We start from the raw sequence: 24,315 nt of genomic DNA on the forward strand, positions 1-24,315 counted from the left end.
TTCTTATGTGTATAACTAAGTGTATAGAATTATGACTTTAAAATTTTTATATTCATAAAAATCAATTATTTAATTTATTAATCACATTCCTGCAGGACCCAGGACATTCTCTTCTTGCTGCATAACCTTTCGAGCGGTTCCCCTTTCATGTTGCTTTTATTGCCCCTATGCAATATCACCGGACATGCCATACGTTCAGCAAAAAGTCGTCATCGGCCGGTTATGACCGATGACATCCCGATGTGGTCTAGAAGCGATACTGCAACCCCGCGGTAACCGTATAGTTATTATTAGCTATACCTGCGGCATCGCCACCAAAATACGCCGTATCACCGCTGGTTTTATCTATGATTTGCGTACCGCCCTTACCTTCTTCATATTTACTGTAAGCAAACTCAGCAAAGATTTTTGCATTACTGGTAATATAATATCCGGCGTCAATAGAAGCGCCATAATATCGTGAATTTTCCGTTTTTTCACGGAAGGTAAGTTTGCGCATGTAGTGTTCGTCATTATCATGCGCATTTACCCAGTCACTGTATTTAAACAGTACATTACACTCAAAGTCATTAATACGATAATCACCCGCCAGCCCGATATAGGGCATTTCGAAACGCTGGCTATAACCTATGCCGCGCACGCCATGAGGAAAATTACCAATATACCGACCATTATCATAAATATAAGACCCGCCTCTTGCCGTCCAGCTAAAACGGGTTTCCTGATAGCCCGCTGTTACGCCCGCCTTGTAGTTATCGCCCTGCAATAACCAACCTTTCACGTTCAAATCGTATTCATTAGCATAGTTGGCGCTGGTGTCCGGATGAATTGAACGATCGGTCCAGCCTGGCTGCTCACTGCTCATCCAGTCATGGTCAACACCCGATCCCGATGCCAAAGACGTCCAGCCGCGGGCGTCCAGCGTCATGAACGAATAGGGTTCCCATGATAAATCCCCCTGCAACGTGGCGACATTTTTTATTTTCCAGTCCAGTTGACTCAGCTTCCGCCCGGTGTCGGTATCATAAACCAGCTCCCTGGATTTACCATTTAACACTCCCACGGAAAGGGATGTCGTGACGCTCTCAGGAGAGACGTCCGGAATAAATAAGGTAGACTCCGCATAAGCCGACTCAGAAAATACGGCGATCATCATTACTGCAATAGCATGTTTTTTCATTTCTCTTGTCCTCATATTCAGATGTAATCTGGAGAGGTAATGAAGTTTTCATCTTGTCAAATCGTCGGACAAGAGTACATTTATTACGCCAGAGAAATTGACGCATTTTTACTTTATATTGAAGTTAAGAAATAGAATTCGATGCTCAGGAGAATAATAAGCAAGCTATAATCATGATGGAATGATTTACCATTACGGTGATGCGGCGTTATCTGGCTAACGACATCGTTGCTGATGTTGTCAGCCAGATTGAAAGTAACTGTAATATCAGAATTTATAATGCTCTTTACTTAGACCATATTTTTTCATGCGCAGATAAAGTTTTTTACGGGGAATTTGCAGGTACTCTGCCACTTCATTAATTCGTCCCTGATGAATATTTAATGCTTCGGTAATAATTTGTCGCTCATACTCTTCAACGCGCCGGTCAAGCGGGGTCGGCTCCTGAAGAAGCAACTGCGGGTTGACCGTTTCCGCCAGCGGCAGCACGCCAACAGCGAAAAGCTCCGCCGCATTGGCCAGTTCGCGCACATTGCTTGGCCAGGCGCGTCGCATTATTCCTTTCAGTAATTCCCCCGCAATTTCCGGCACTGGATGATTGAGTCGCAGACAGGCTTTTCGAAGATAATGGCGAAATAACGGCTCGATATCATCCGGTCGCTGAGAAAGAGACTGGCAGGCGATTTGGGTCATGGCGAAACAGTAGTAAAGCTCGGCCGCAATCTGGTTAGCTGCCGCCTGCTCCACCAGCGAAGCGCTGCCAACGCCCACCAAACGAAAAGGCCGATGCTCCAGGCTTTGTAAACGCGCCAGATGGTGCTGCTGTTCGCGTGTCAGATATTCGGGATGACTCAACACCAGCGTGCCTCCTTGCGCCTGGTCGATGAATGTCTCCAACTGCCCGGCATTCTCCGGCGTGAGTTCATAGCGTACAAACGGCCCTTTCGCGTTACGCCCCAGTTGATGGAGATAACGGGCGCCAGTCATACGTCCAGTGCCATGCTCACCGTAAAACCATACGGCAATGTCCGTTTCCGCCAGTTGTTGTAACCGTTGTCGAAACTGATTCATCCACTCGCTGCGCCCAATCAGTTCAACCTGTAACGTCTGCTGGCAATATTGCCGCCGTGCAATGACCGACCGGCGCTGGCGTAGCGCGTCTTCAATTAATATCAACAGCTTGCCCGGATCGACGGGTTTTTGCAGAAAATCCCAGGCGCCCTTTTTCACCGCATCAACCGCCATCGGTACATCGCCATGTCCGGTAATCAATAAGATTGGCAGTTGATCGTCATCCTGATGAAACAGCGTCATAAGATCGATACCGGAACACCCCGGCATACATACATCGCTCAAAACGATCCCCTCCCAATCCGCTTTTACCCACTCTTTGGCCTCGAAAGGATGGGTAAAGCCACGCACGCGGTAGCCTGCCTGCTCAAGCATTTGGGTATAGGCGTCAAGTACATCAACGTCATCATCAATCAGCAAAATAGAACATTCATCATTCAACATCATCGACATCCGTTACCGAGAATTGCAGCACCACGCAAGCGTTACGCGTCAGCGTCGACGCCAGACGCAGGTCGCCCTTCATTTGCGCCATCAGCGACACGCTAATCGACAGCCCAATACCCAATCCGACAGCTTTACTGGTAGTAAATGGCTTGAGTAAAGAGGGCAACAGCGCCACAGGCCAGCCAGGGCCGTTATCTGCAATATAAACCTCCAGCGCCTCTCCCTGCGTCTGCCACGTCACCGCGATCGCCGCATCATGCGAACAGGCGTCAAGCGCATTCGCCAGCACATTCACCAGAACCTGCTGAATACGCACTTCATCGCCGCTAACCCATACGGTGTCGGTTGGCAGTGAAAGCGCTCCCTGCCGGGATTGGTGGCGCATGGCTAATAACTCCCATGCCGCCACGAAGGTTTGGCGCAGATCAACGGGATACAATGGCGTTTCCAGCTCCGCCCGGCGGGTAAACTGCCGCAGCGAACGGATAATGGCGTCAATCCGGTTAATGAGCCCTTCCGCTTTGGTGAGCGTATTTCTCGCTTGTCCGCTCTGACCTTGTTCAATCGCGCGTCCCGCCGTAAATAAATACATTGAAAGCGCATTCAGCGGCTGGTTAATTTCATGCGCCAGCGTGGTCATGGTCTGGCCGACTACCGCCAGTTTCGCCGTCTGAATTAACTCATCCTGCATGGCGCGCAGGTCGGCTTCTATCTCTTTGCGCTCGGCGACCTCTTGTTCAAGCTGCCTGCGTTGCATATTGAGCTGGCCCAGCGTATGACGTAGCAAACGGGCTATCCGTCCTAGCTCATCGCGCCCGTAAACCGGGATAGTCGAGTCGGTTCTCCCCAGCCCTATCTGTACCACAGCCTGATTAAGCGCGGTAAAACGCTTTACCAGCCGGGAACGGATAAAATAGTGGTTGAGTCCCCAGGCCAGCAGCAACGCCAGGAGCGTTGCCACTAAAATAAGCCCACCGCTAACGCGGACAATCTGTTCCAGGCGTTGATTGAACGTCTGCATTTGCTGGTGACTACTACCTAACTGCGCCTCAAGCAGCGTGCGAAAGCGCCCTAGCGTAGCCTCTCTGGCGCGGCTGGCGTCCAGTAAGGCTTTTTGCGCCGCAACATAATCGCGCATGGTATCGGGCATCTTATTTTTTACCATCCCGATTTCCAATAGTTCGTCGATGGTTTGCCGCAGCGTGATTGTACTGGGCCAGTCATCCAGCGCACGAATATTCTCATCCGCCGTTTTTTTTAGGTTTTCCAGATAGCGAATATGGGTCTCTACCAACATCCCGTCATTATTGCCAGACTTGAGCTCATTCAATCTGTCTCGCAGGTCGTCAACAATCTGATTTTCAATTCGCGCCAGGGTATATACCTGCTGCTGCTCGTTCTGCACCTCGCGCGAACGTTGCAAATACTGCGCTGCATCACCCTGATTCGCCTCAATTTGATCGAGCAGTGTCCCCTGCTGCCAGGTAAAATCCTGTACCAGCGAATTTAGCTCCGTGGTGAAATCATCATGGAGCCAGTCAATACGAGCGGAAAGCTCGCTGACTTTCTCCCGCACCAAAAACATGTTGTAGAGGGCGTTGTCCAGCTCCGCCAGCAAGGTCCGGCTATCCTGTAAAATGACGGCCAGTTGCCGGCGCTCAGCAAGCTGAAGCCCCTGACTCAGACGCTCAATCTTATCCAGATGCTGAATAATCTGCGTACGTAACTGCAAACGTACCGTCGTGTTCGGCGCCAGCAAAAATTCATTGAGCTGATCCACGGCCAGATTCAGGTTCCCCTCAATTAAAAAAGCGGAGTGGATGCGAGGAAAATATTCATCAAGCGAATAGCGAACCTGCGAACTTTGCTCATGCCAGGAATAAAGGCTGACCATACTGACAATCAGCGTCAGTAATGCGCCAGTTAAAAATGCGCCCCGTAAACTGTTGCTGATACTGAGCTGACGAAGCCGTTGCAATAATCTCCCCTTCATTTCAGCTCTTCCAGTTTGTGAATCGCCAGCCGCTGATTGTTCAGAAACCAGATCTGCCACTCCATCATTTTTTGTTCGGCAAAGCTTTTATTATCAAACTGCGCCAGCCAGGTTTCATCTTCGCTGCTTGCCGCATCCACCGGGACGCTGGTCAATAAAGCTCTGATTTCAGGTAAGGGGCGTTTAAGCCGCGTTTCTGCGCTGTGCAACGCTCGCCATGCATCTTTAAGCTGCGCAAGACGAAAACTGATCGCGGTATCAAACATGCGTTGTACCAGTTGCTGACGCTTCAGGATCAGACGATAGTTCAACGGCGGCTGGGCCATCAAACGCTGTTGTTGCGCGGCGCGAGGATTATCGGCGCTAAGCGGTGCGACGGGATACTTACCGGTATTCGCGTCAGCCAGTATCCTTTGCCCTTTCGGACTTAATAAGTAATGAATAAAAGCACGCGCTTCGTCTGCATGACGGCTGTTTTTCAACACCGCGACGTAAGTGGGCGACACCGCAGAATACGGGAAATAGGTAAAAGTAAGATTAGGATCGTTAAGTAGCAAATTAGCATAGTTATCAATGACCGGCCCGGCAACGCCAAGCCCGCTTTTGATTTTATCCGCTACGCCGAAACTGCGAGAGGAAATCGTGACCAAATTACCCGAGATTGCCAGCAGCGTCGCCCATCCTGCCGTCCAGCCTTTTTGCTGCAACAGCGACTCCACCATCAAATGATTGGTGTCTGAGCGTGACGGACTGCTCATTAATAGAGCGCCCTGGTAACTGGGCAGGCCCATATCCTGCCAGTCGGCAGGCGGCGGAAGATGGCGCGCAGCGAGCGCTGAACGATTGATCAATAGCCCAAATCCGGATACCGCTACCGCCACTGAAGTTGAGCGGATAGAACGCGGCACCAGCTTCTGGCTGGCGGCAGGCGCGCTATCTAATAGCGCCAGCTTTTGGTGCTCCTGAAGGTGTTGCAACAGCATGGGGGATGACGTCAGGATCAGATCGACATTTTCCGCATTCGCCGTATCAAGTAATTGCTCTAAAGAACCGCTGGTGCGGTTGAGCGTACGAATCATGACGGAACCCGGCTCCGTCTGCCAGCGCTGGATAATCCAGGCGGTCGCGCTGGGTGAAAAGGTCGTTGCCATCACCAGCTCGCGGCTGTACGCCTGGCAAGAACCGAACATCGCCGCCAGCCATAGCGTAAAAGCGCCCACTCTGGCGAAACGACCACAGCATGAGAAAAGTCGATTTGTGATCCCGTTCATAAATATCGATATCACATAAAGAAAATATTGAGACAAAACTTACCCTTTTATTTCTGTTGGCATCCAGAACAGCGTTATTTGAATAATAACGGGTCCGTCGCTCGAAAACATCAATAAAGCGTATCAGATTACTGGCAGCAAATTTGTTAATATCCGCACATGCTAACGATAAAACGGCCATGCCAATAATTAAAGTTTCACCACACCCTTCAGGATGGGTCAAAAATAACCTTTAAATTCACCCAATTGAGTCAATTTTGACACATTTCTTCGACTTGAATTTTATTGTCACTCCTTTCACTCTACCGACAAAACCTCCTGATGTTCATCTCACTATAAAATACAGGTGACTCCATGTTAACAATATTAAAAACAGGGCAATCGGCGCATAAAGTCCCACCGGAAAAAGTCCAGGCTACGTATGGTCGATATCGTATACAGGCATTGTTAAGCGTATTTCTGGGATATCTCGCTTACTATATAGTCAGAAACAACTTCACATTATCGACGCCTTATTTAAAAGAGCAATTGGATCTCAGCGCTACGCAAATCGGCCTGCTGAGTAGCTGTATGCTTATTGCTTACGGAATCAGTAAAGGCGTAATGAGCAGTCTGGCGGATAAAGCCAGCCCAAAAGTCTTCATGGCGTGCGGTCTGGTACTCTGCGCGATTGTTAACGTTGGGCTGGGATTCAGTAGCGCATTCTGGATATTTGCCGCTCTGGTGGTCTTCAATGGCCTTTTTCAGGGCATGGGCGTCGGCCCCTCGTTTATTACCATTGCAAACTGGTTCCCTCGTCGGGAGCGCGGACGCGTAGGCGCCTTCTGGAATATCTCGCATAACGTTGGCGGCGGGATCGTCGCGCCTATCGTCGGTGCGGCTTTTGCGATATTGGGCAGCGAACACTGGCAAAGCGCCAGTTATATCGTTCCGGCCTGCGTCGCCATCATTTTTGCCTTAATTGTTCTGGTATTGGGAAAAGGTTCGCCGCGCGAAGAAGGTCTTCCCTCCCTGGAACAGATGATGCCGGAAGAAAAAGTCGTACTGAAAACGAAGAATATGGCAAAAGCGCCGGAAAATATGAGCGCATGGCAAATCTTCTGTACTTATGTGCTGCGCAATAAAAATGCCTGGTATATTTCGCTGGTGGATGTCTTCGTCTATATGGTGCGGTTTGGCATGATTAGCTGGTTGCCTATCTATCTGTTGACAGTAAAACACTTTTCAAAAGAACAGATGAGCGTCGCGTTTCTCTTTTTCGAATGGGCGGCGATTCCCTCTACGCTACTGGCAGGCTGGCTGTCAGATAAACTGTTTAAGGGCCGCAGAATGCCGTTAGCCATGATTTGCATGGCGCTGATTTTTGTCTGTCTGATCGGATACTGGAAAAGTGAATCTTTGCTGATGGTAACGATTTTCGCCGCCATTGTAGGTTGTCTGATTTACGTCCCGCAATTCCTCGCGTCCGTACAGACAATGGAGATAGTCCCCAGCTTTGCCGTAGGTTCCGCCGTCGGTTTACGTGGGTTCATGAGCTATATTTTCGGCGCCTCGTTGGGCACCAGCCTGTTTGGCGTCATGGTGGATAAACTTGGCTGGTACGGCGGATTTTATCTTCTGATGGGCGGCATCGTGTGCTGCATTCTATTCTGTTACCTCTCCCATCGCGGCGCGCTGGAACTGGAACGCCAGCGCCAGAATGCGTTACATAATCAGGACTCGCTGCAGCTTGCGGACGCGCAATAAACGATTAGCCTTCCCGGGGAACAGAAGCGCCGACATTGTCGGCGCTATCTATTCGCTGACATCGTATATACCCAAAATAATTCGAGTTGCTTAAAGGCGGCAAGGGAGTGAGTCCCCAGGAGCATAGATAACGATGTGACTGGGGTGAGCGACAAATCTGCCGGGAGCAGATTTGAACGTCGCGTGCGACGGCCCGTCAGGGCGAGGCCCATGGATGGGTCGAGTAATCCGTAGCCAACACATAAGCAACTTGAAGTATGAAGGGTATCTACTGACTAACGCTTACCGTATCCCACCATAAAGCGAATAATTAACCCACATGCCGGTGCGAGAAAAAGCAATAATCCGCTAACGATGTCATCGCCATCCTGCAGCCATACATTGAGTAAATAAATCAGCGCGGCAAGGATAACCATTCCCGTAAAAGAAGAAACCGCAGAAAAAGCCCCCATCACCTGACCGATATAGCCACTCACGGCAAGTATACTTATTGCAAGAAATGTCCATAAATAGATCATCTATAATACCTCCTGTCTATGGCAAGGCTTCCATATAGCCTTACGGTCCCTCTCACTTCTCCTTTAAGATAAACCTTATCAGCAAGTCATTTCCATAACATTTATCTCACATTTTATTTTTTTAATCATTTTTCAATGACCTTCGTCTGAAATAAAATTATTACTGTAAAAACAATGCATTAAAAATAATGATTAGCTTATTTTTGCTACGGGAGAAATATTTACGCTTCTTGATAAAGAATTTCTGGGCGCGAGTAAATAACTGGTGGTACATTAGCTTGCCTGGCGTTCATGCCCTCGTGGTTTAGTACTGACTTAGTTTTACACTCCTTACGGGAACCATTGTCGTACATGATGGCCTAACTATACGTAAATCATTCAAGTTACCCTGATGGGCTTACTCAAGTAAGTGCTTCGGATAAGCGAACGCAACTTGAAGGATGATGCGTATTTCAGAGTGTACCGCTGCGGATAATGACTCTTCTGCGATACATTATTTTCGTATCTACAGAAGGTATTTTATGTTTCCTCAAAGCAAATTTTCACGCGCGTTTTTGCACCCGCGCTACTGGCTGACGTGGTTTGGCGTTGGTGTCCTCTGGTTACTGGTGCAGCTTCCCTACCCGGTTTTGCGTTTTCTGGGCACCCGCACCGGTAAACTGGCGCGCCCCTTCCTGAAGCGACGTGAGTCGATCGCCCAGAAAAATATTGAACTCTGTTTTCCGACCCTCTCCCGGGAAGAAAGGGAAAAACTGATCGCCGAGAATTTCCACTCTCTTGGCATGGCGCTGCTTGAAACGGGCATGGCCTGGTTCTGGCCTGATAGCCGGGTTCGCAAATGGTTTGATGTGGACGGGCTGGACAACCTTACCCGTGCGCAGGCGCAAAATCGCGGCGTAATGGTCGTTGGCGTGCATTTTATGTCGCTGGAATTGGGAGGCCGGGTAATGGGTCTCTGCCAGCCGATGATGGCGACCTATCGTCCGCATAACAATCCGCTCATGGAGTGGGTACAGACGCGCGGTCGTATGCGCTCAAATAAAGCGATGATCGGCAGAAACAATCTGCGCGGCATTGTGGGCGCGCTAAAAAAAGGGGAAGCCGTTTGGTTTGCTCCCGACCAGGACTACGGCCCTAAAGGTAGCTCCTTTGCGCCATTTTTCGCGGTTGAAAACGTCGCCACCACCAACGGCACCTATGTACTATCCAGGCTGTCTGGCGCCGCCATGTTGACCGTTACAATGGTAAGGAAATCCGATAACTCGGGTTATCGTCTGTATATTACCCCTGAAATGGAAGGTTACCCGGCAGATGAAAATCAAGCCGCTGCCTATATGAATAAAATTATTGAGAAAGAGATCATGCGCGCCCCGGAGCAATATCTCTGGATTCATCGCCGTTTCAAGACTCGCCCGTTGGGAGAAGCGTCACTCTACATCTGAAAAAGGCCGCAAGGCCTTTTATTTTGTCATTCCGCATTGCCATAATATTCATATCGTAAATTACTCATTCCTGCTTTTAGCGATAAGTCTCCTGTTTACAGGCGATTTTTTACTGTGTCGGCGGCGTCGCTCAATAGCGATTCATCACTGTCAGAAATTAAACTGTCGCCGATTCCCGACACTTGTAAGTTACTAAAAGTAAATAAGAAAATGCCTCTTGTTTCACCTCATTTTTAGGCGTACATTAGCGCCGTCTGGAGCGATGACGCGCAGAATTCTGAGGTGATGCAGGCGGTCGAAACACGAATAATTCTCAATTTCGTATTGTCCGGCATCAACTCTCTATAATCAGGTAAGTGTAAGTTCATTTAGGCGTACGACAGGTACGCGGAGAGATGAAACGTGAAATATTTCTTTATGGGCATTTCATTTATGGTCATCGTTTGGGCCGGTACTTTCGCCCTGATGATTTAAAAGTACAATGCAAAAGAAAAACAGGAGCCATGGGGCTCCTGTTTGCTTTTCTACTCCGTGCTCGCCTCAACGGGTTTTGGATGTGACGGCAGCACGCCATCGGCGCGGAACATCGCTTTAATCCCTCTGACGGCCTGGCGAATGCGATCGCGATTCTCTATTAATGCAAAGCGTACATGGGTGTCGCCATAGTCACCAAAGCCTATCCCTGGAGAAACGCAAACCTTCGCCTCATTCAGCAGCTTCTTGGCAAACTCAAGCGACCCCATCGCCGCATATTGCTCCGGGATTTTCGCCCAGACGTACATTGAGGCTTTCGGCATTTCAACCATCCAGCCCGCCTCATGCAACCCCTTCACCAGCACATCGCGACGACGTTTATACTGCTCGGCAATATCGCGCACGCACTGCTGATCGCCTTCCAGAGCGGCGATAGCCGCCACCTGAAGTGGGGTAAAGGTGCCATAATCGTGATAACTTTTAATGCGCGCCAGCGCGCTGACCAGGGTTTTATTGCCCACCATAAACCCAATACGCCAGCCCGCCATATTATAGCTTTTCGACAGCGTGAAAAATTCGACCGCCACGTCGCGCGCGCCAGGCACCTGCATAATGGATGGCGCTTTCCAGCCGTCGTACACGATATCGGCATACGCCAGATCGTGCACTACCAGCACATCATAACGTTTAGCCAGAGCGACCACTTTTTCAAAAAATTCCAGTTCGACGCACTGGGCCGTAGGGTTAGACGGAAAACCCAAAATCATCATTTTCGGTTTCGGATAACTTTCGCGAATAGCGCGCTCCAGCTCGTTGAAGAAATCCACCCCCTCTACCAATGGAACCGAACGCACCTGCGCCCCGGCGATAACGGCGCCATAGATATGAATCGGGTAACTGGGGTTCGGCACCAGTACCGTATCACCATGATCCAGCGTCGCCAGCATTAAATGCGCCAGTCCCTCTTTGGAACCGATGGTCACAATCGCTTCGGTTTCCGGATCGATATCGACATCATAACGTTCCTGATACCAGTGAGAAATCGCGCGGCGTAAACGCGGTATGCCGCGAGACGTGGAATAACCGTGCGTATCCGGACGCTGCGCGACGGTGCAAAGTTTTTCGACAATGTGGGGAGGGGTTGCGCCATCAGGATTACCCATACTGAAATCAATAATATCTTCGCCGCGCCGACGCGCAGCCATTTTGAGTTCAGCGGTGATGTTAAAAACATAGGGCGGAAGGCGATCGATACGCGTAAAGCGACGTTCAGGGCGGAAGTCAGCCATAATATCCTCAGATTAACGTTAGCGCCCGGACCGTCCGAGCGACGCTGCCACGATGGTGGCTCCTTTAGAAAATAGCCTGAAAATTTTCTTCCTGTCGAGAGGCTAATGAAAATATTTTTTAGCGACGAAAAAGAGGAACAACAGTAAAAATTTACTTTTTAAGCGTGTCGTTATAGCATCAAAAAAACAATATTATTAACAAATTGATATCTTTGAATTTACCTAAAGCGGTACAGCCGACGATAATTTCCTGTCAATAAACCTTATCTCAAATAATCCCCTTTTGCTTTTGTGGTTTTTCCTCTTTAACCAAAATCCTTACTAAGGATAATGGTATTCAATCATGTCATATTGCGGTGTTTTTCAGGGACATTTCCCCGAAAATAAAGATCCTTTCCGGCAAGATGCCGCGATGAAACCGTAAATAAGGCAGCGAACCGGGTACGTATAATAAAATAAATCCCTGTTTTCGCCTGACTAACCGCCATGACGTGATGACTCAACGCGCTGGTGTTTGACCTTTCGCTCAGCAAGAGTAAAGTGAAATAATTCAGTCAGTTGAAGTATTCATGCACAGGAACGGCAATGAAAAAAACCGCGTGAGGCACGCGGTTTGAGACTGGCAAGAGAATGATTAATTGCCTGATGACGCTGCGCTTATCAGGCCTACAGATGACACACTTTTGTAGGCCGGCTAAGGCGTTTATGCCGCCATCTGGCTTATAGAATATGACCTAATGTCTGGCGCAGATGCGCGCCGGAACCTAACAAGCCAGGGTTATCATGGACAATCAGATAGACCGGAATACCGTGTACATAATCTTTAAAGCGGCCTTTATCTTCAAAGCCACCACGGAAGCCGGACGCTTTAAAAAATTCCAGGAAGCGCGGGACAATACCGCCAGCGATATAAACGCCGCCAAATGTCCCCATGGTTAACGCCAGGTCGCCGCCAAATCGCCCCATTATGACGCAAAAGAGCGACAACGCGCGGCGACAATCGATACAGCTATCCGCCAGGGCGCGTTCGGTAATATCTTTCGGGCGCAGATTTTCCGGCAGACGGTTGTCGGACTTAACAATCGCCCGGTAAAGATTCACCAGCCCCGGGCCAGACAGCACGCGCTCGGCGGAAACATGGCCAATTTCGGCGCGCAATATTTCCAGAATCATAGCTTCTTCTTCGCTATTAGGCGCAAAATCGACATGCCCGCCTTCGCCCGGAAGGCTAATCCAACGCTTATCCACATGCACCAGATGCGCCACGCCCAAGCCGGTTCCCGCGCCATACACCGCAATAGGTTTGCCGTCTACCGGTTCGCCGCCGCCGAACTGAATTAAATGCTCTTTTTTCAGCATCGGGATCGCCATCGACACGGCGGTGAAATCGTTGATGATTTCCAGATGGCTAAAGCCGAGATTTTTTTTCATTTCCGCAATAGAAAAAGCCCAGGTATGGTTAGTCATCGCTACCCAGTCACCGGTAATCGGGCAGGCTATGGCGATACAACCATCTTCCACGCTGACGCTATGCTCATCGAGATAAACGCGCACCACGGCCTCAAGACTGGGATAATCCAGGCCGGAATACGTTTTGGCCTGCGAGATTTCTCCACTGGCGATATCACACAGGGCAAGACGCGCATTCGTGCCGCCTACATCTCCTACTAAAGCATACTTTGTCATTCTTCTACTGCTCCGCTAAAGTCAAAATAAGTCTTTGTCACACTGTAAATTCATGGGGGCATAACAACAACGGCCATCAGGCTGACTGCCTATAAATATAGATCTTCATCACAGAATTACTTTCTTGTTTCAGCACCAATTGCAGCAATGCCGTCGGGCAGGCTGTGCAAAATAGGTATACGACCCCGTGTAAGGAAGAGATTATGTTCCACCCGCGTGCCCGAACGATGCTGCTGCTGTCGCTCCCTGCACTGATTATTGGCGTAGCGTCAAGCCTGGTTTTAATCGCCTCGATGAAAGTCGCGTCGGTTTTTCAGCAATTTCTTTGGCAACGACTGCCCGCCAGCATCGGCATCGCTTATGATTCGCCGTTCTGGATAGTGGGTATGCTCACGCTAACCGGGATCGTGGTGGGTTTGATTATCCGTTACAGTCCCGGACACGCTGGCCCCGATCCGGCCATCGAACCGTTAATCAGTATGCCGGTCTCGCCATCTGCGCTGCCCGGGCTGCTTCTCGCCTTAATCATCGGCCTTGCTGGTGGGGTAAGTTTGGGGCCAGAGCATCCGATAATGACAATAAATATCGCGCTGGCGGCGGCTTTCGGTTCCCGCCTGTTTCCGCGTATCACGGCGTTAGACTGGACGATTCTGGCCTCAGCGGGCACCATCGGCGCGCTATTCGGCACGCCCGTCGCCGCAGCGCTGATTTTTTCGCAAACCCTTAGCGGCTCTAACGATATTCCCATGTGGGATCGCCTGTTTGCGCCGTTAATGGCGGCAGCGGCGGGGTCACTCACCACCAGCCTGTTCTTTCATCCGCATTTTTCGTTACCCATCGCCCATTACACGCAGATGCGGCTGGTGGACATTGCCAGCGGAGCGATCGTCGCGGCGATCGCCATTGCCGCCGGGATGGTCGCCGTCTGGTGTCTTCCGCGTCTGCATGAGTTGCTGCACCGACTGAAAAATCCGGTCCTGATTCTCGGCATTGGCGGTTTTATACTGGGTATTCTGGGCGTCATTGGCGGGCCGCTTACCCTGTTTAAAGGACTGGACGAAATGCAACAAATGGCGTTTAGCCAGACGTTGGGCGCGGGAGATTATTTTACCTTAGCCGTCGTCAAACTCGCCGCGCTGGTCATCGCGGCGGCGAGCGGCTTTCGCGGCGGGCGCATTTTTCCGGCTGTGTTTATCGGCGCGGCGCTGGGGCTCATGCTCCATGCCCATGTTGAGGCCGTACCCGCGGCGATTACCGTCTCCTGCGCGATTCTTGGCTTAGTGCTGGTAGTGACGCGTGACGGCTGGCTCAGTCTGTTTATGGCGGCAGTTGTCGTACCGGATACCAATCTGCTGCCGCTGCTCTGCATTGTGATGCTCCCCGCCTGGCTATTGCTGGCGGGAAAACCGTTGCTGGCCGCCAACCGTCACGAACCCTAATCCGGCGCAGCGGGGGCCATTATCCCCCGTTGCGGGCTTCCAGCGCCCGGGTCACGGTACGCAGTAATTCCGGCAGATCGGCTTTTGGCAACATCACTTCAATAAATGACAGACGTTGTGGGCGCGCCAGCCGTTCGAGGACCTCCGCCAGTTGGATAGCCTGCGTCACCCGCCAGCACTCCGCCTGTTGCGCCGCGTTTAGCGCCGGTGGTATCTGCGTCCAGTTCCAGCTCGCGATGTCGTTATACCGCTGGGCCGCGCCGTGAATGGCGCGCTCTACGGTATAGCCGTCATTGTTGAGCAGCAGGATGACCGGCGCCTGCCCGTCGCGTAACATCGAGCCCATCTCCTGAATCGTGAGCTGCGCCGCGCCATCGCCGATAATCAGAATCACCCGCCGATCGGGGCAGGCGGTTTGCGCGCCAAACGCGGCGGGCAAGGAATAGCCGATAGATCCCCACAGCGGCTGTACCACAACCTCCGCGCCGTCAGGAAGCGACAGCGCGGCAGCGCCAAAAGCTGCGGTCCCCTGGTCGACAAGGAGAATATCGCCGGGTTTGAGATACTGCTGTAAAGTTTGCCAGAAACTTTCCTGGGTCAGTTCTCCCTTATCAATCCGCACTGGCTGTCCGGCGGAACGCGTCGGCGGCGGCGCAAAAGCGCATTCAAGGCACAGTTCGCGCAGCGTAGACACCGCCTGCGCCATCGGGAGGTTGAACCAGGTTTCGCCGATGCGCGACGCGTAAGGCTGAATCTCCAGCGTGCGTTCCGCCGGCAATTGTTGAGTAAATCCGGCCGTAAGGGTATCGACAAAACGGGTGCCGACGCAGATAACCCTATCGGCGTCCTCTATGGCCTGACGCACTTCTTTGCTGCTGGCGCCTGCGCTATAGGTGCCAACGAAGTTCGGGTGCTGCTCATCAAAAAGCCCCTTCCCCATCAGTAGTGTCGCATGAGCGATGGGCGTTTCCGCCATCCAGCGCTGCAACAGTGGTCGTAAACCAAAACGCCCGGCAAGAAAGTCGGCCAATAGCGCAATGCGCCGACTGTTCATCAGGCACTGACGGGCGTGGTAACGAAAAGCCGTCTCCACACCGCTTTGCGCTTCATGCACGGGCAACGCCAGCGCCTCCGTAGGCGGGATGGCCGTTTTTTTCGCCACGTCGGCGGGCAACATGATGTATCCTGGCCTGCGTGCGGCAAGCATTTCACCCAATACACGGTCAATCTCGAAACAGGCGTTCTGTTCATCCAATATTGCGCTGGCAACAGATATCGCCTGACTCATGCGATAAAAATGACGAAAATCGCCGTCACCGAGGGTATGGTGCATCAATTCGCCACGCTGCTGCGCAGCGCTACAGGGCGCGCCGACGATATGCAAGACCGGGACATATTCCGCGTAACTGCCCGCGATACCGTTAATAGCGCTAAGTTCTCCCACGCCAAAGGTGGTGAGTAGCGCTCCAGCGCCCGACATGCGCGCATAACCGTCCGCGGCATAAGCGGCGTTCAGCTCATTGGCGCATCCCACCCAACGCAAGGTCGGGTGGTCAATCACCTGGTCAAGAAACTGCAAGTTATAATCGCCCGGTACGCCAAAAAGATGGCCAATGCCGCATCCTGCCAGTCTGTCCAGCAAATAGTCGGCCACGGTATAGGGGTTTTGCATGACAGCTTTCCTTCTGACGTTGACATTATGTTGAGTATTAAGGAATGGCGATGGCTGTCCAGCACGGTGGGAATGAAAGCCTGGAAAACAATGTTTACAGCGGCGAACAGTAAAATCCGGATACCGCCTGGCGAGTGTAACCGTATACACTATTTATTCACGCCACAGGGGGAAAGGTCATGATTTATCAGCCCGATGAAAATCGTTATCACACAATGGAGTATCGTCGCTGCGGGCGCAGCGGCGTCAAACTTCCCGCCATTTCGCTGGGGTTATGGCACAACTTCGGCGATGCGACACGGGTAGAAAATAGCCGGGCGCTGCTGCAACGCGCGTTCGATCTGGGCATTACCCACTTTGATCTCGCCAATAATTATGGGCCGCCGCCGGGCTCCGCAGAATGCAATTTTGGCCGCATTCTGCAGGAAGATTTTTTACCGTGGCGCGATGAGTTGATCATCTCCACCAAAGCGGGCTACACCATGTGGGATGGCCCTTATGGCGACTGGGGTTCACGGAAATACCTTATCGCCAGCCTCGATCAAAGCCTGAAACGTATGGGGCTGGAGTATGTCGATATCTTTTATCACCATCGTCCCGATCCCGAAACGCCGCTTAAAGAGACGATGAAAGCGTTAGATCACCTTGTGCGCCAGGGCAAAGCGTTGTACGTGGGGATCTCTAACTATCCTGCCGATCTGGCCAGACAAGCTATCGATATTCTGGAGGATCTCGGCACGCCTTGCCTGATTCATCAGCCTAAATATTCGCTTTTTGAGCGTTGGGTAGAGGACGGGCTGCTGGCGCTGTTGCAGGAAAAAGGCGTCGGTAGTATTGCCTTCTCGCCGCTGGCGGGCGGGCAGCTCACTGACCGTTATTTGAATGGTATTCCGGAAGATTCCCGCGCGGCGAGCGGAAGCCGTTTCCTTAAACCAGAACAGATTACCGCCGACAAACTGGAAAAAGTTCGCCGGTTGAATGAACTGGCTGCGCGACGGGGTCAAAAATTGTCTCAGATGGCGCTCGCCTGGGTGCTGCGTAACGATAACGTTACCTCGGTACTGATTGGCGCCAGCAAACCGTCGCAAATCGAAGACGCCGTAGGAATGCTGGCCAATCGCCGTTTTTCAGCGGCGGAATGTGCAGAAATTGACGCTATTCTGGAGGGCCGGTTTTAGCAAAAAATGCTCTCCTTCATGATTTAAGAGTTAAGGCGATGAAACAAATCTTTACTGCTTTGTAATATTGCATTAACAGGCCGGCGACGGCTCGATCGTGAAGGAGAGAAAGTATGTTCAGGTCACTGATTCTGGCGGCAGCCTTGCTGGCTTTTACACCGCTTGCCGCGAATGCGGGCGAAATCACCCTGTTGCCCTCAATTAAATTACAGATTGGCGATCGCGATGATTACGGTAACTACTGGGACGGTGGTCGCTGGCGCGACCGGGATTACTGGCACAACCATTATGAATGGCGTAAAAATCGCTGGTGGCGCCATGACAACGGCTATCATCGCGGCTGGGATAAGCGTAAAGCGTATGAACGCGGTTATCGGGAAGGCTGGCGCGATCGCGACGATCATCGCGGGCGAGGCCGGGGTCACAAACATCATCACTAAGCCTCCTGCTGAATAATAGCCCGATGACACCCACGCATCGGGCCTGCTATCTTTCTGTCTTTATGACAACCCCATCACCGTTCCAACCAGCAACCAAATATTCAGGGCGACGACCAGCACGACAATTATCCAGCCAATCTGTTTTACCCGCCGCGTGTTCACCAGCTCGCCCATTAGCGTAGCGTTACTGGTGAAAATCAGGAGCGGCACCAGCGCCAGCGCAATACCAAAACTCAGCAGCACCTGGCTCATCACCAGAATTCGGGTAGGGTCCAGCCCCATCAAAATCACAATAAATGAGGGCAGCATGGTAATGGTGCGCCGTACCCACAGCGGAATGTGAAAACGGACAAACCCTTGCATCACCACCTGCCCCGCCAGCGTCCCTACCACAGTGGAGGAAAGCCCTGCCGCTACCAGACTAAGACCAAACACCGTTGCCGCCGCATGGCTTAGTAACGGTTCCAGCGTCAGGTATGCCTGATCGAGGTCGGCGATGCCAGTGTGGCCGCTAAAATGAAACGCCGCCGCGGCGGTCGCCATCATTGCCAGATTGACAAAACCGGCAATCGTCATGGCAATAGCGACATCCCATTTTGTTGCTGAGTACCGTTGTTGCCGCGTTCCGCCGTGCAGATGCTGTGTTAATGACGAGTGCAGATAAATCACGTGCGGCATAATCGTCGCGCCAAGCACGCCGGCGGCTAAGAATACGGCTTCCGGGTTCGGTAGCGCCGGGATAACCATTCCTTTGCCGAGCTGCGCCATATCAGGCTGAGAGAAAAACAGCTCCACAATGTAAGCAGCGGCGACAAAAAGCAGTAAACCGCCGATGACTTTTTCAAGCGGTTTTTGACCGCGGCGTTGTAACATTAAAATCAGAAACGTCGCGATACCGGTCAATACCGCGCCCTGTAATAAAGAGACGCCCAGGATCAGCTTAAAACCTATTGCCGCGCCGATAAATTCAGCTAAATCGGTGGCCATCGCGATGATTTCCGCCTGTACCCAGTAAAACCAGACTACCGGGCGCGGATAATGGTCGCGAATTTGCTCCGCCAGGTTCTTGCCCGTGGCGATTCCGAGTTTTGCCGAGAGGATTTGAATCAGCATCGCCATCAGGTTCGCCCAGACCACCACCCAGAGTAGCTGGTAGCCAAAGCTGGCGCCGGCCTGAATATTGGTCGCGAAGTTACCGGGATCGATATAACCAATCGCGGCAATGAACGCAGGTCCCATTAATGCGAGCCTTAGCTTGCGCGCCGCCCGTCCGCTGCTATTCTCTACGCGATTGTCAGTCATCTTTTGCCTCAAAAACATAGCCTTTGCTATGTTTCATGCTATGTTTATTGATAATGATTATCAAGTGCATTTCAATGGGTACGGGTGATTACTTTGATAGTGTGAAACGATAGACCGATACGATGACGACCTGTATCAGAACAGTTTGGCTTAACATTACAAGATTAGCACACTGATATAACTTTTCATTTTCATATTCAGTACAGTAAAAGTGTATTACAGATCACTAATTTTGAATCTCGTCACAGGTCCTTATTATAGTGTGTGTTGGATCTCGTTTTCTTTACGGCTGTTGCATAGAATGTGCACGAAAATTAAACCTGCCTCATATTTGGAGCAAATATGGACCGCGTCCTTCATTTTGTCCTGGCGCTTGCCGTTGTTGCGGTACTCGCACTGCTGGTTAGCAGTGACCGTAAAAAAATTCGCATTCGTTATGTCATTCAGTTACTTGTTATCGAAGTGCTACTGGCCTGGTTCTTCCTGAACTCTGATGTTGGCCTTGGCTTCGTAAAAGGTTTCTCCGAGATGTTTGAAAAACTGCTCGGATTTGCCAACGAAGGGACAAACTTCGTCTTCGGCAGTATGAACGATCAAGGTTTGGCGTTCTTCTTCCTGAAAGTATTGTGCCCGATTGTCTTTATTTCCGCGTTGATCGGTATTCTCCAGCATATCCGTGTTCTGCCAGTGGTCATCCGCGCTATTGGTTTCCTGCTGTCCAAAGTAAACGGTATGGGCAAACTGGAATCTTTTAACGCCGTCAGCTCGCTGATCCTCGGCCAGTCTGAGAACTTTATCGCTTATAAAGATATCCTCGGCAAAATGTCCCGTAACCGCATGTACACCATGGCTGCAACGGCGATGTCGACCGTTTCCATGTCTATTGTGGGCGCGTATATGACCATGCTGGACCCTAAATATGTGGTCGCAGCGCTGGTTCTGAACATGTTCAGCACCTTTATCGTACTGTCGCTGATCAACCCCTATACCGTTGATGCCAGCGAAGAAAATATTCAGATGTCGAACCTGCATGAAGGCCAAAGTTTCTTCGAAATGCTGGGCGAGTACATTCTGGCAGGTTTTAAAGTGGCGATTATCGTCGCGGCGATGCTGATCGGCTTCATCGCGCTGATCGCGGCGCTGAACGCGCTGTTCGCAACGGTTACCGGTTGGTTCGGTTACAGCATCTCCTTCCAGGGCATTCTGGGTTACATCTTCTACCCGGTCGCATGGGTAATGGGCGTACCGTCCAGTGAAGCGCTGCAGGTAGGAAGTATCATGGCGACCAAACTGGTTTCCAACGAATTCGTGGCGATGATGGATCTGCAGAAAATCGCCTCTACCCTCTCTCCACGCGCTGAAGGCATTATCTCCGTCTTCCTGGTGTCCTTCGCGAACTTCTCTTCCATCGGTATTATTGCGGGCGCGATTAAAGGCCTGAACGAAGAGCAAGGCAACGTGGTTTCCCGTTTTGGTCTGAAGCTGGTGTACGGTTCTACGCTGGTGAGCGTACTGTCCGCCTCTATCGCGGCGCTGGTACTGTAAGTCTGCGTTTAATGTAGAAACCGGGGAGCTATCCCCGGTTTTTTTATGCCGCTTATTTACCTAACGGGCGCGGGCGGCCAATCAGATATCCCTGCAAACTGTGTACGCCAAGCTGCAATAGCAGATCGCGCTGCGCAGGCGTTTCAACAAACTCAGCCACGACGCTCAACGATTTCGCTTTCGCTAAATCAGTGATGGATTTCACGATCATCGCATCCAGGGAGTCCGTCAGAATATCTTTTACGAAACAACCGTCGATTTTAATGATGTCCGCCTTGAGGCGTTTTAGCCGTTCATAGTTTGCATAACCGGTACCGAAATCATCAATGGCGATTTTTAGGCCAAACTTACGCAGCTGGTTGATATTGTGCATACTGATTTCGGAATGAGAGAAGGCCTGTTCTTCAGTAATTTCGATGATGACCGAAGCAGGCGGGACGCCATAGCGTTTAAAAAGCTGCATAATGCGCGACGCCGTCTCTTTTTGCAGCAGCGTCAGCGGCATCAAATTAACCGAGAAACGCGCCCCCTGCTCCGCCGAAGGATGCGCGGACAACCATTGCAGGAGCGCTTCCATCACCTGCATATCAAACCGTACGCTCAGGTTAAACTGGGCGATAAGCGGAATGAACTGATTCGGCATCATGATACCGTCGTCGCACCGAAGCCGCGTCAGAATCTCGTCATACCCTTTTCCCTGCGCGTCGCGAATGGGTTGCGCATACAAAACCAGCGCGCCGCGCTCCAGCGCCTGACGGATTTTCTGCAACCGCAGCACCCGTTCCGTCGTCTGCCCGGAAGCGGCTTCAATACTCTGGGTCAGTGCAAGCACCCGACGGTGCGAACAGGATTGCTCCGCCAGCCAGCTTAATTGCCCCAACAGCGGTTGCAAGGTTTCCTGGCGTCCATCGAATGTTCCCCACGATGCGCCATATTCCATGTCCAGACCGGTATTGTTCCAGTAAATTTTGCGGTTATTAAGCACATTGAGCATATATTGCAGGCGGGCTTCCGTCTCCGGTCCCGTCAGTACCAGCAATAATTCACTGCCCGGCAGATGGAAAATTTTCTCCTTTTCCAGCAGCAGCGGCTGCAACACGCGAAACACCTCGCGTTCGCAATGCACGCGCATCTGCATACCGTAATGACGGCTCAGAAATTCCAGGTTTTCCATGCGTAGATAACACACGCTTTGCCCGGTATCCTGTAAAAGAAACTGCTCCAGCGCACGCAGGTTAGGCAGCTGCGTCAACGGATCGGTCAACGCCTGCGAGTGCCATTGTCGATTCAACCATTCGCTACGCTGATTAATCCGCGCCATGTACAACAAACAAATACTAAAAGAAATGAGAACTGAAAGGATAAATGCCAGCGAATATTCTGAGCCCACGCCCTGCAGAAAATTGCGGTTATAGCTAAGCAGGAATAGCGCAGTGAGAGCCCAACTAAAATTCAACAGCGGATAGCTGATTTTCCCCACGCCGATGGTAAATCCAATGAACAGGACTGGCACCAGATAGCCAGCAATATACTTTGTCTCGAAAGGCGTACACAGCACCGCTAATAGCGTCGCCAGAGTGGCAAACCAGAGAAGCGTAAACAGGCGTTTTTCTTTGGCGAGATAAGGAGCGACATCCCTCCGCCAGAAAATACGAATATAGTGCGGGCTGACTATCATCCGCAGCGGATAATAGAAAAAGAGGGTAAAAATAAGCGCGGCAGAAATCAGACTCAATAAATCAACAATCGAGAAAATAGCGGTGCCGGTGCCAAAGAAGGTAGAGATGGTCACCGGGAAAGCCAGGTAGTGCCCCGCCAGATGCATACTGATTTTTATGCCAAACGGCGTCATTAACCCTAACCAGAAAACGCGTAGCCAGATGCCTTGGTTGGGTATTCCGTAGCGCCAGCGCGCGCCCAGCTGCCAGCGTACGATAGCGCAAACCAGCAACACGGGAAACGTCTGGCAAAATAGCAGCACCATCGCCTGTGGCAGAGGTAAATGAAAATTCCATTCATTAGTCAACATCATTCCGCCTACCATCGGCGCGACGCCACGGCGGCCAAATAAGAACAGCACGGAAAACATGACGCAGAGCGGTAGCCAGGCCAGAAAGATATAGCTGGAATCAATTGTGGCGCGGGGAGAAATGAGACGAGATAGCAGAATAGCCGGAACGGTCAGGCAGAAAGCCAGTAAAAATATTTTTATATTTTTTAATACGTTACACTTATCCGGCATTGCTTTAATGCTCACATCATTATATAAGGCGCATGAATAATAAGTATATTCGCATTATGAAGCAATCTAACAAAAGCTCATATTGACCGCAAAAGCAGCGGCAAACAAACGCACCTGAAGAACAGATCAGACGCCATGAATTTCGTGACAAAAGCAAAAACCCCCGCTTTTCAGCGAGGGTTTGAATATTGGTGGAGCTAAGCGGGATCGAACCGCTGACCTCTTGCATGCCATGCAAGCGCTCTCCCAGCTGAGCTATAGCCCCATAGTGCTTTTACGTATACGCCAAATTTATCGGGAGTAAATTTGGTGGAGCTAAGCGGGATCGAACCGCTGACCTCTTGCATGCCATGCAAGCGCTCTCCCAGCTGAGCTATAGCCCCACTACGTAAAGCTTGTCGAGTTGACGGGCGGCATCATATGAATTCCCTCGGCATGTGTCAACGGCAAAATGAACTTGCCGAATTCAATCGCTGAAAAAGCATTCAAATAAAGGACATTGCGGCACAACTCGCATTCAGTAGTTAAACACGTCACGGTTTCGACTAAAATGGTGCTATAAAATGAACCACTAATTAACCCCACGACTATTCAGGGAATCGTTATGTTCAAGGAACGGATGACGCCAGAAGAACTCGCTAATCTCACCGGTTACAGCCGACAAACCATCAATAAATGGGTACGGAAAGAAGGCTGGGCAACATCGCCCAAACCTGGCGTCCAGGGCGGTAAAGCCCGTCTGGTTCATGTAAACGAACAGGTTCGTGAATATATCCGCAGCGCTGAACGTTCAGTTGACCATCACGCAGACACATTCACGCCTGCCAGCAACGCATCGCTTGAAGCGCTGCTCATGACGCTCGCCAAAGAGATGACCTCATCCGAGCAGAAACAGTTTACCTCTCTCCTCGTGCGTGAAGGGATTACCGGTTTGTTACAACGCTTAGGGATACGCGATAGCAAATAATATGAAAAGATTACGCAGTAAAATGACCACTGAAGAGCTGGCTGAATGCCTCGGCGTGGCCAGACAAACCGTCAATCGCTGGATCAGAGAACAACACTGGAAAACCGAAAAATTTCCCGGCGTCAAAGGCGGACGCGCAAGACTCATCCATATTGATGCCAGCGTGCGGGAATTTATTCTCAATATTCCAGCTTTTCGCAAACTGCCTGCGTTTTATCAGGCGGAAGAGGCTTTCGCAGAATATGCGAACGCGACGCACAGTCACGCTTATCGACAAATTATTGATGCCGTTGAAAATATGTCTGCTCAGGAACAGGAAAAACTGGCGCTGTTTTTATCGCGGGAAGGTATTCGCGGATTTCTGACGCGTTTAGGTATCAATGAGGCGGACTAACAAAGAATAAACGGCAGGC

At 51.0% G+C, this 24,315-nt stretch carries 19 protein-coding genes and 2 tRNA genes; 9 read left to right on the forward strand and 12 right to left on the reverse strand.

The genetic code is table 11. The features are described 5' to 3' along the window. Positions 1-247: 247 nt before the first annotated feature. The 4 genes from pgtE to pgtC all read right to left on the reverse strand — a co-directional run bounded on the left by pgtE (position 248) and on the right by pgtC (position 5,881). Positions 248-1,180 (reverse strand): omptin family outer membrane protease PgtE, encoded by a 933-nt coding sequence (gene pgtE / locus J4645_RS17215; protein WP_208208996.1) that lies wholly within the window; start codon positions 1,178-1,180, stop codon positions 248-250. Positions 1,181-1,447: 267 nt separating this feature from the next. Beyond that, entirely contained in the window at positions 1,448-2,695 is a 1,248-nt protein-coding gene (gene pgtA, locus J4645_RS17220; RefSeq protein WP_000930843.1) for a two-component system response regulator PgtA, read from the reverse strand. Next, positions 2,685-4,691: a two-component system sensor histidine kinase PgtB gene (pgtB, locus tag J4645_RS17225; RefSeq protein WP_000678493.1), complete on the reverse strand. Its 2,007-nt coding sequence runs from the start codon at positions 4,689-4,691 to the stop codon at positions 2,685-2,687. Before pgtB ends, pgtA begins: the two co-directional genes overlap by 11 nt. Beyond that, on the reverse strand, positions 4,688-5,881 hold the full coding sequence (gene pgtC / locus J4645_RS17230) for a phosphoglycerate transport regulator PgtC (protein WP_000467985.1): 1,194 nt from the start codon (positions 5,879-5,881) through the stop codon (positions 4,688-4,690). Before pgtC ends, pgtB begins: the two co-directional genes overlap by 4 nt. A gap of 435 nt (positions 5,882-6,316) precedes the next feature. On the opposite strand from pgtC, the gene pgtP reads away from it, so the two are divergent. Continuing rightward, a complete protein-coding gene (gene pgtP / locus J4645_RS17235) occupies positions 6,317-7,708 on the forward strand; it encodes a phosphoglycerate transporter PgtP (RefSeq protein WP_000955743.1) in 1,392 nt (463 codons plus the stop codon). A 275-nt stretch (positions 7,709-7,983) separates the two neighbouring features. Here the strand turns inward: pgtP and J4645_RS17240 are convergent, their stop codons facing one another. Further along, complete coding sequence (locus J4645_RS17240; RefSeq protein ID WP_000639889.1) at positions 7,984-8,226, reverse strand: YfdY family protein; 243 nt, start codon at positions 8,224-8,226, stop codon at positions 7,984-7,986. A 521-nt stretch (positions 8,227-8,747) separates the two neighbouring features. Between J4645_RS17240 and lpxP the strand changes: the two genes are divergently transcribed. Beyond that, on the forward strand, positions 8,748-9,668 hold the full coding sequence (gene lpxP, locus J4645_RS17245; RefSeq protein WP_000484431.1) for a kdo(2)-lipid IV(A) palmitoleoyltransferase: 921 nt from the start codon (positions 8,748-8,750) through the stop codon (positions 9,666-9,668). 402 nt (positions 9,669-10,070) lie between these two features. Beyond that, complete coding sequence (ypdK, locus tag J4645_RS17250; RefSeq protein ID WP_010723117.1) at positions 10,071-10,142, forward strand: membrane protein YpdK; 72 nt, start codon at positions 10,071-10,073, stop codon at positions 10,140-10,142. A 50-nt stretch (positions 10,143-10,192) separates the two neighbouring features. Here the strand turns inward: ypdK and alaC are convergent, their stop codons facing one another. Both alaC and glk read right to left on the reverse strand, forming a co-directional pair. Further along, entirely contained in the window at positions 10,193-11,431 is a 1,239-nt protein-coding gene (gene alaC, locus J4645_RS17255) for an alanine transaminase (RefSeq protein ID WP_000763118.1), read from the reverse strand. 720 nt (positions 11,432-12,151) lie between these two features. Then, a complete protein-coding gene (glk, locus tag J4645_RS17260; RefSeq protein WP_000170380.1) occupies positions 12,152-13,117 on the reverse strand; it encodes a glucokinase in 966 nt (321 codons plus the stop codon). 203 nt (positions 13,118-13,320) lie between these two features. On the opposite strand from glk, the gene J4645_RS17265 reads away from it, so the two are divergent. Then, positions 13,321-14,556: an ion channel protein gene (locus J4645_RS17265; RefSeq protein ID WP_000468932.1), complete on the forward strand. Its 1,236-nt coding sequence runs from the start codon at positions 13,321-13,323 to the stop codon at positions 14,554-14,556. Positions 14,557-14,575: 19 nt separating this feature from the next. Here J4645_RS17265 and J4645_RS17270 read toward each other — a convergent pair whose 3' ends face one another. Beyond that, complete coding sequence (locus tag J4645_RS17270; RefSeq protein ID WP_023215009.1) at positions 14,576-16,228, reverse strand: alpha-keto acid decarboxylase family protein; 1,653 nt, start codon at positions 16,226-16,228, stop codon at positions 14,576-14,578. A 179-nt stretch (positions 16,229-16,407) separates the two neighbouring features. On the opposite strand from J4645_RS17270, the gene mgrA reads away from it, so the two are divergent. Both mgrA and ypeC read left to right on the forward strand, forming a co-directional pair. Next, a complete protein-coding gene (gene mgrA, locus J4645_RS17275; protein WP_000640285.1) occupies positions 16,408-17,406 on the forward strand; it encodes an L-glyceraldehyde 3-phosphate reductase in 999 nt (332 codons plus the stop codon). A gap of 113 nt (positions 17,407-17,519) precedes the next feature. Continuing rightward, positions 17,520-17,846 carry a DUF2502 domain-containing protein YpeC gene (ypeC, locus tag J4645_RS17280; RefSeq protein WP_000490091.1) on the forward strand — a complete coding sequence of 109 codons (327 nt, stop codon included), beginning with the start codon at positions 17,520-17,522 and terminating at the stop codon, positions 17,844-17,846. A gap of 60 nt (positions 17,847-17,906) precedes the next feature. On the opposite strand, the gene J4645_RS17285 is transcribed toward ypeC, so the two are convergent. Continuing rightward, positions 17,907-19,148, reverse strand: a complete 1,242-nt coding sequence (locus tag J4645_RS17285; RefSeq protein WP_000131734.1) for an Nramp family divalent metal transporter — start codon at positions 19,146-19,148, stop codon at positions 17,907-17,909. Between the two features lie 342 nt (positions 19,149-19,490). Between J4645_RS17285 and nupC the strand changes: the two genes are divergently transcribed. After that, on the forward strand, positions 19,491-20,693 hold the full coding sequence (nupC, locus tag J4645_RS17290; RefSeq protein WP_000376343.1) for a nucleoside permease NupC: 1,203 nt from the start codon (positions 19,491-19,493) through the stop codon (positions 20,691-20,693). 52 nt (positions 20,694-20,745) lie between these two features. Here the strand turns inward: nupC and J4645_RS17295 are convergent, their stop codons facing one another. The 3 genes from J4645_RS17295 to J4645_RS17305 form a co-directional block, all read right to left on the reverse strand. Beyond that, positions 20,746-22,935, reverse strand: coding sequence for a sensor domain-containing phosphodiesterase (locus J4645_RS17295; RefSeq protein WP_023215010.1), 2,190 nt, complete (start codon positions 22,933-22,935; stop codon positions 20,746-20,748). Positions 22,936-23,124: 189 nt separating this feature from the next. After that, a tRNA-Ala gene (locus tag J4645_RS17300) sits at positions 23,125-23,200 on the reverse strand. Between the two features lie 42 nt (positions 23,201-23,242). After that, a tRNA-Ala gene (locus J4645_RS17305) sits at positions 23,243-23,318 on the reverse strand. 221 nt (positions 23,319-23,539) lie between these two features. Between J4645_RS17305 and J4645_RS17310 the strand changes: the two genes are divergently transcribed. Then, positions 23,540-23,902, forward strand: a complete 363-nt coding sequence (locus J4645_RS17310) for a YfeC-like transcriptional regulator (protein WP_000472034.1) — start codon at positions 23,540-23,542, stop codon at positions 23,900-23,902. Between the two features lies 1 nt (position 23,903). After that, entirely contained in the window at positions 23,904-24,296 is a 393-nt protein-coding gene (locus tag J4645_RS17315; RefSeq protein WP_000826515.1) for a YfeC-like transcriptional regulator, read from the forward strand. Positions 24,297-24,315: the final 19 nt, after the last annotated feature.

This window comes from Salmonella sp. 32082101201600294FB01SM01, from assembly GCF_017572865.1.
Classification (GTDB): Bacteria; Pseudomonadota; Gammaproteobacteria; order Enterobacterales; family Enterobacteriaceae; genus Salmonella; species Salmonella enterica.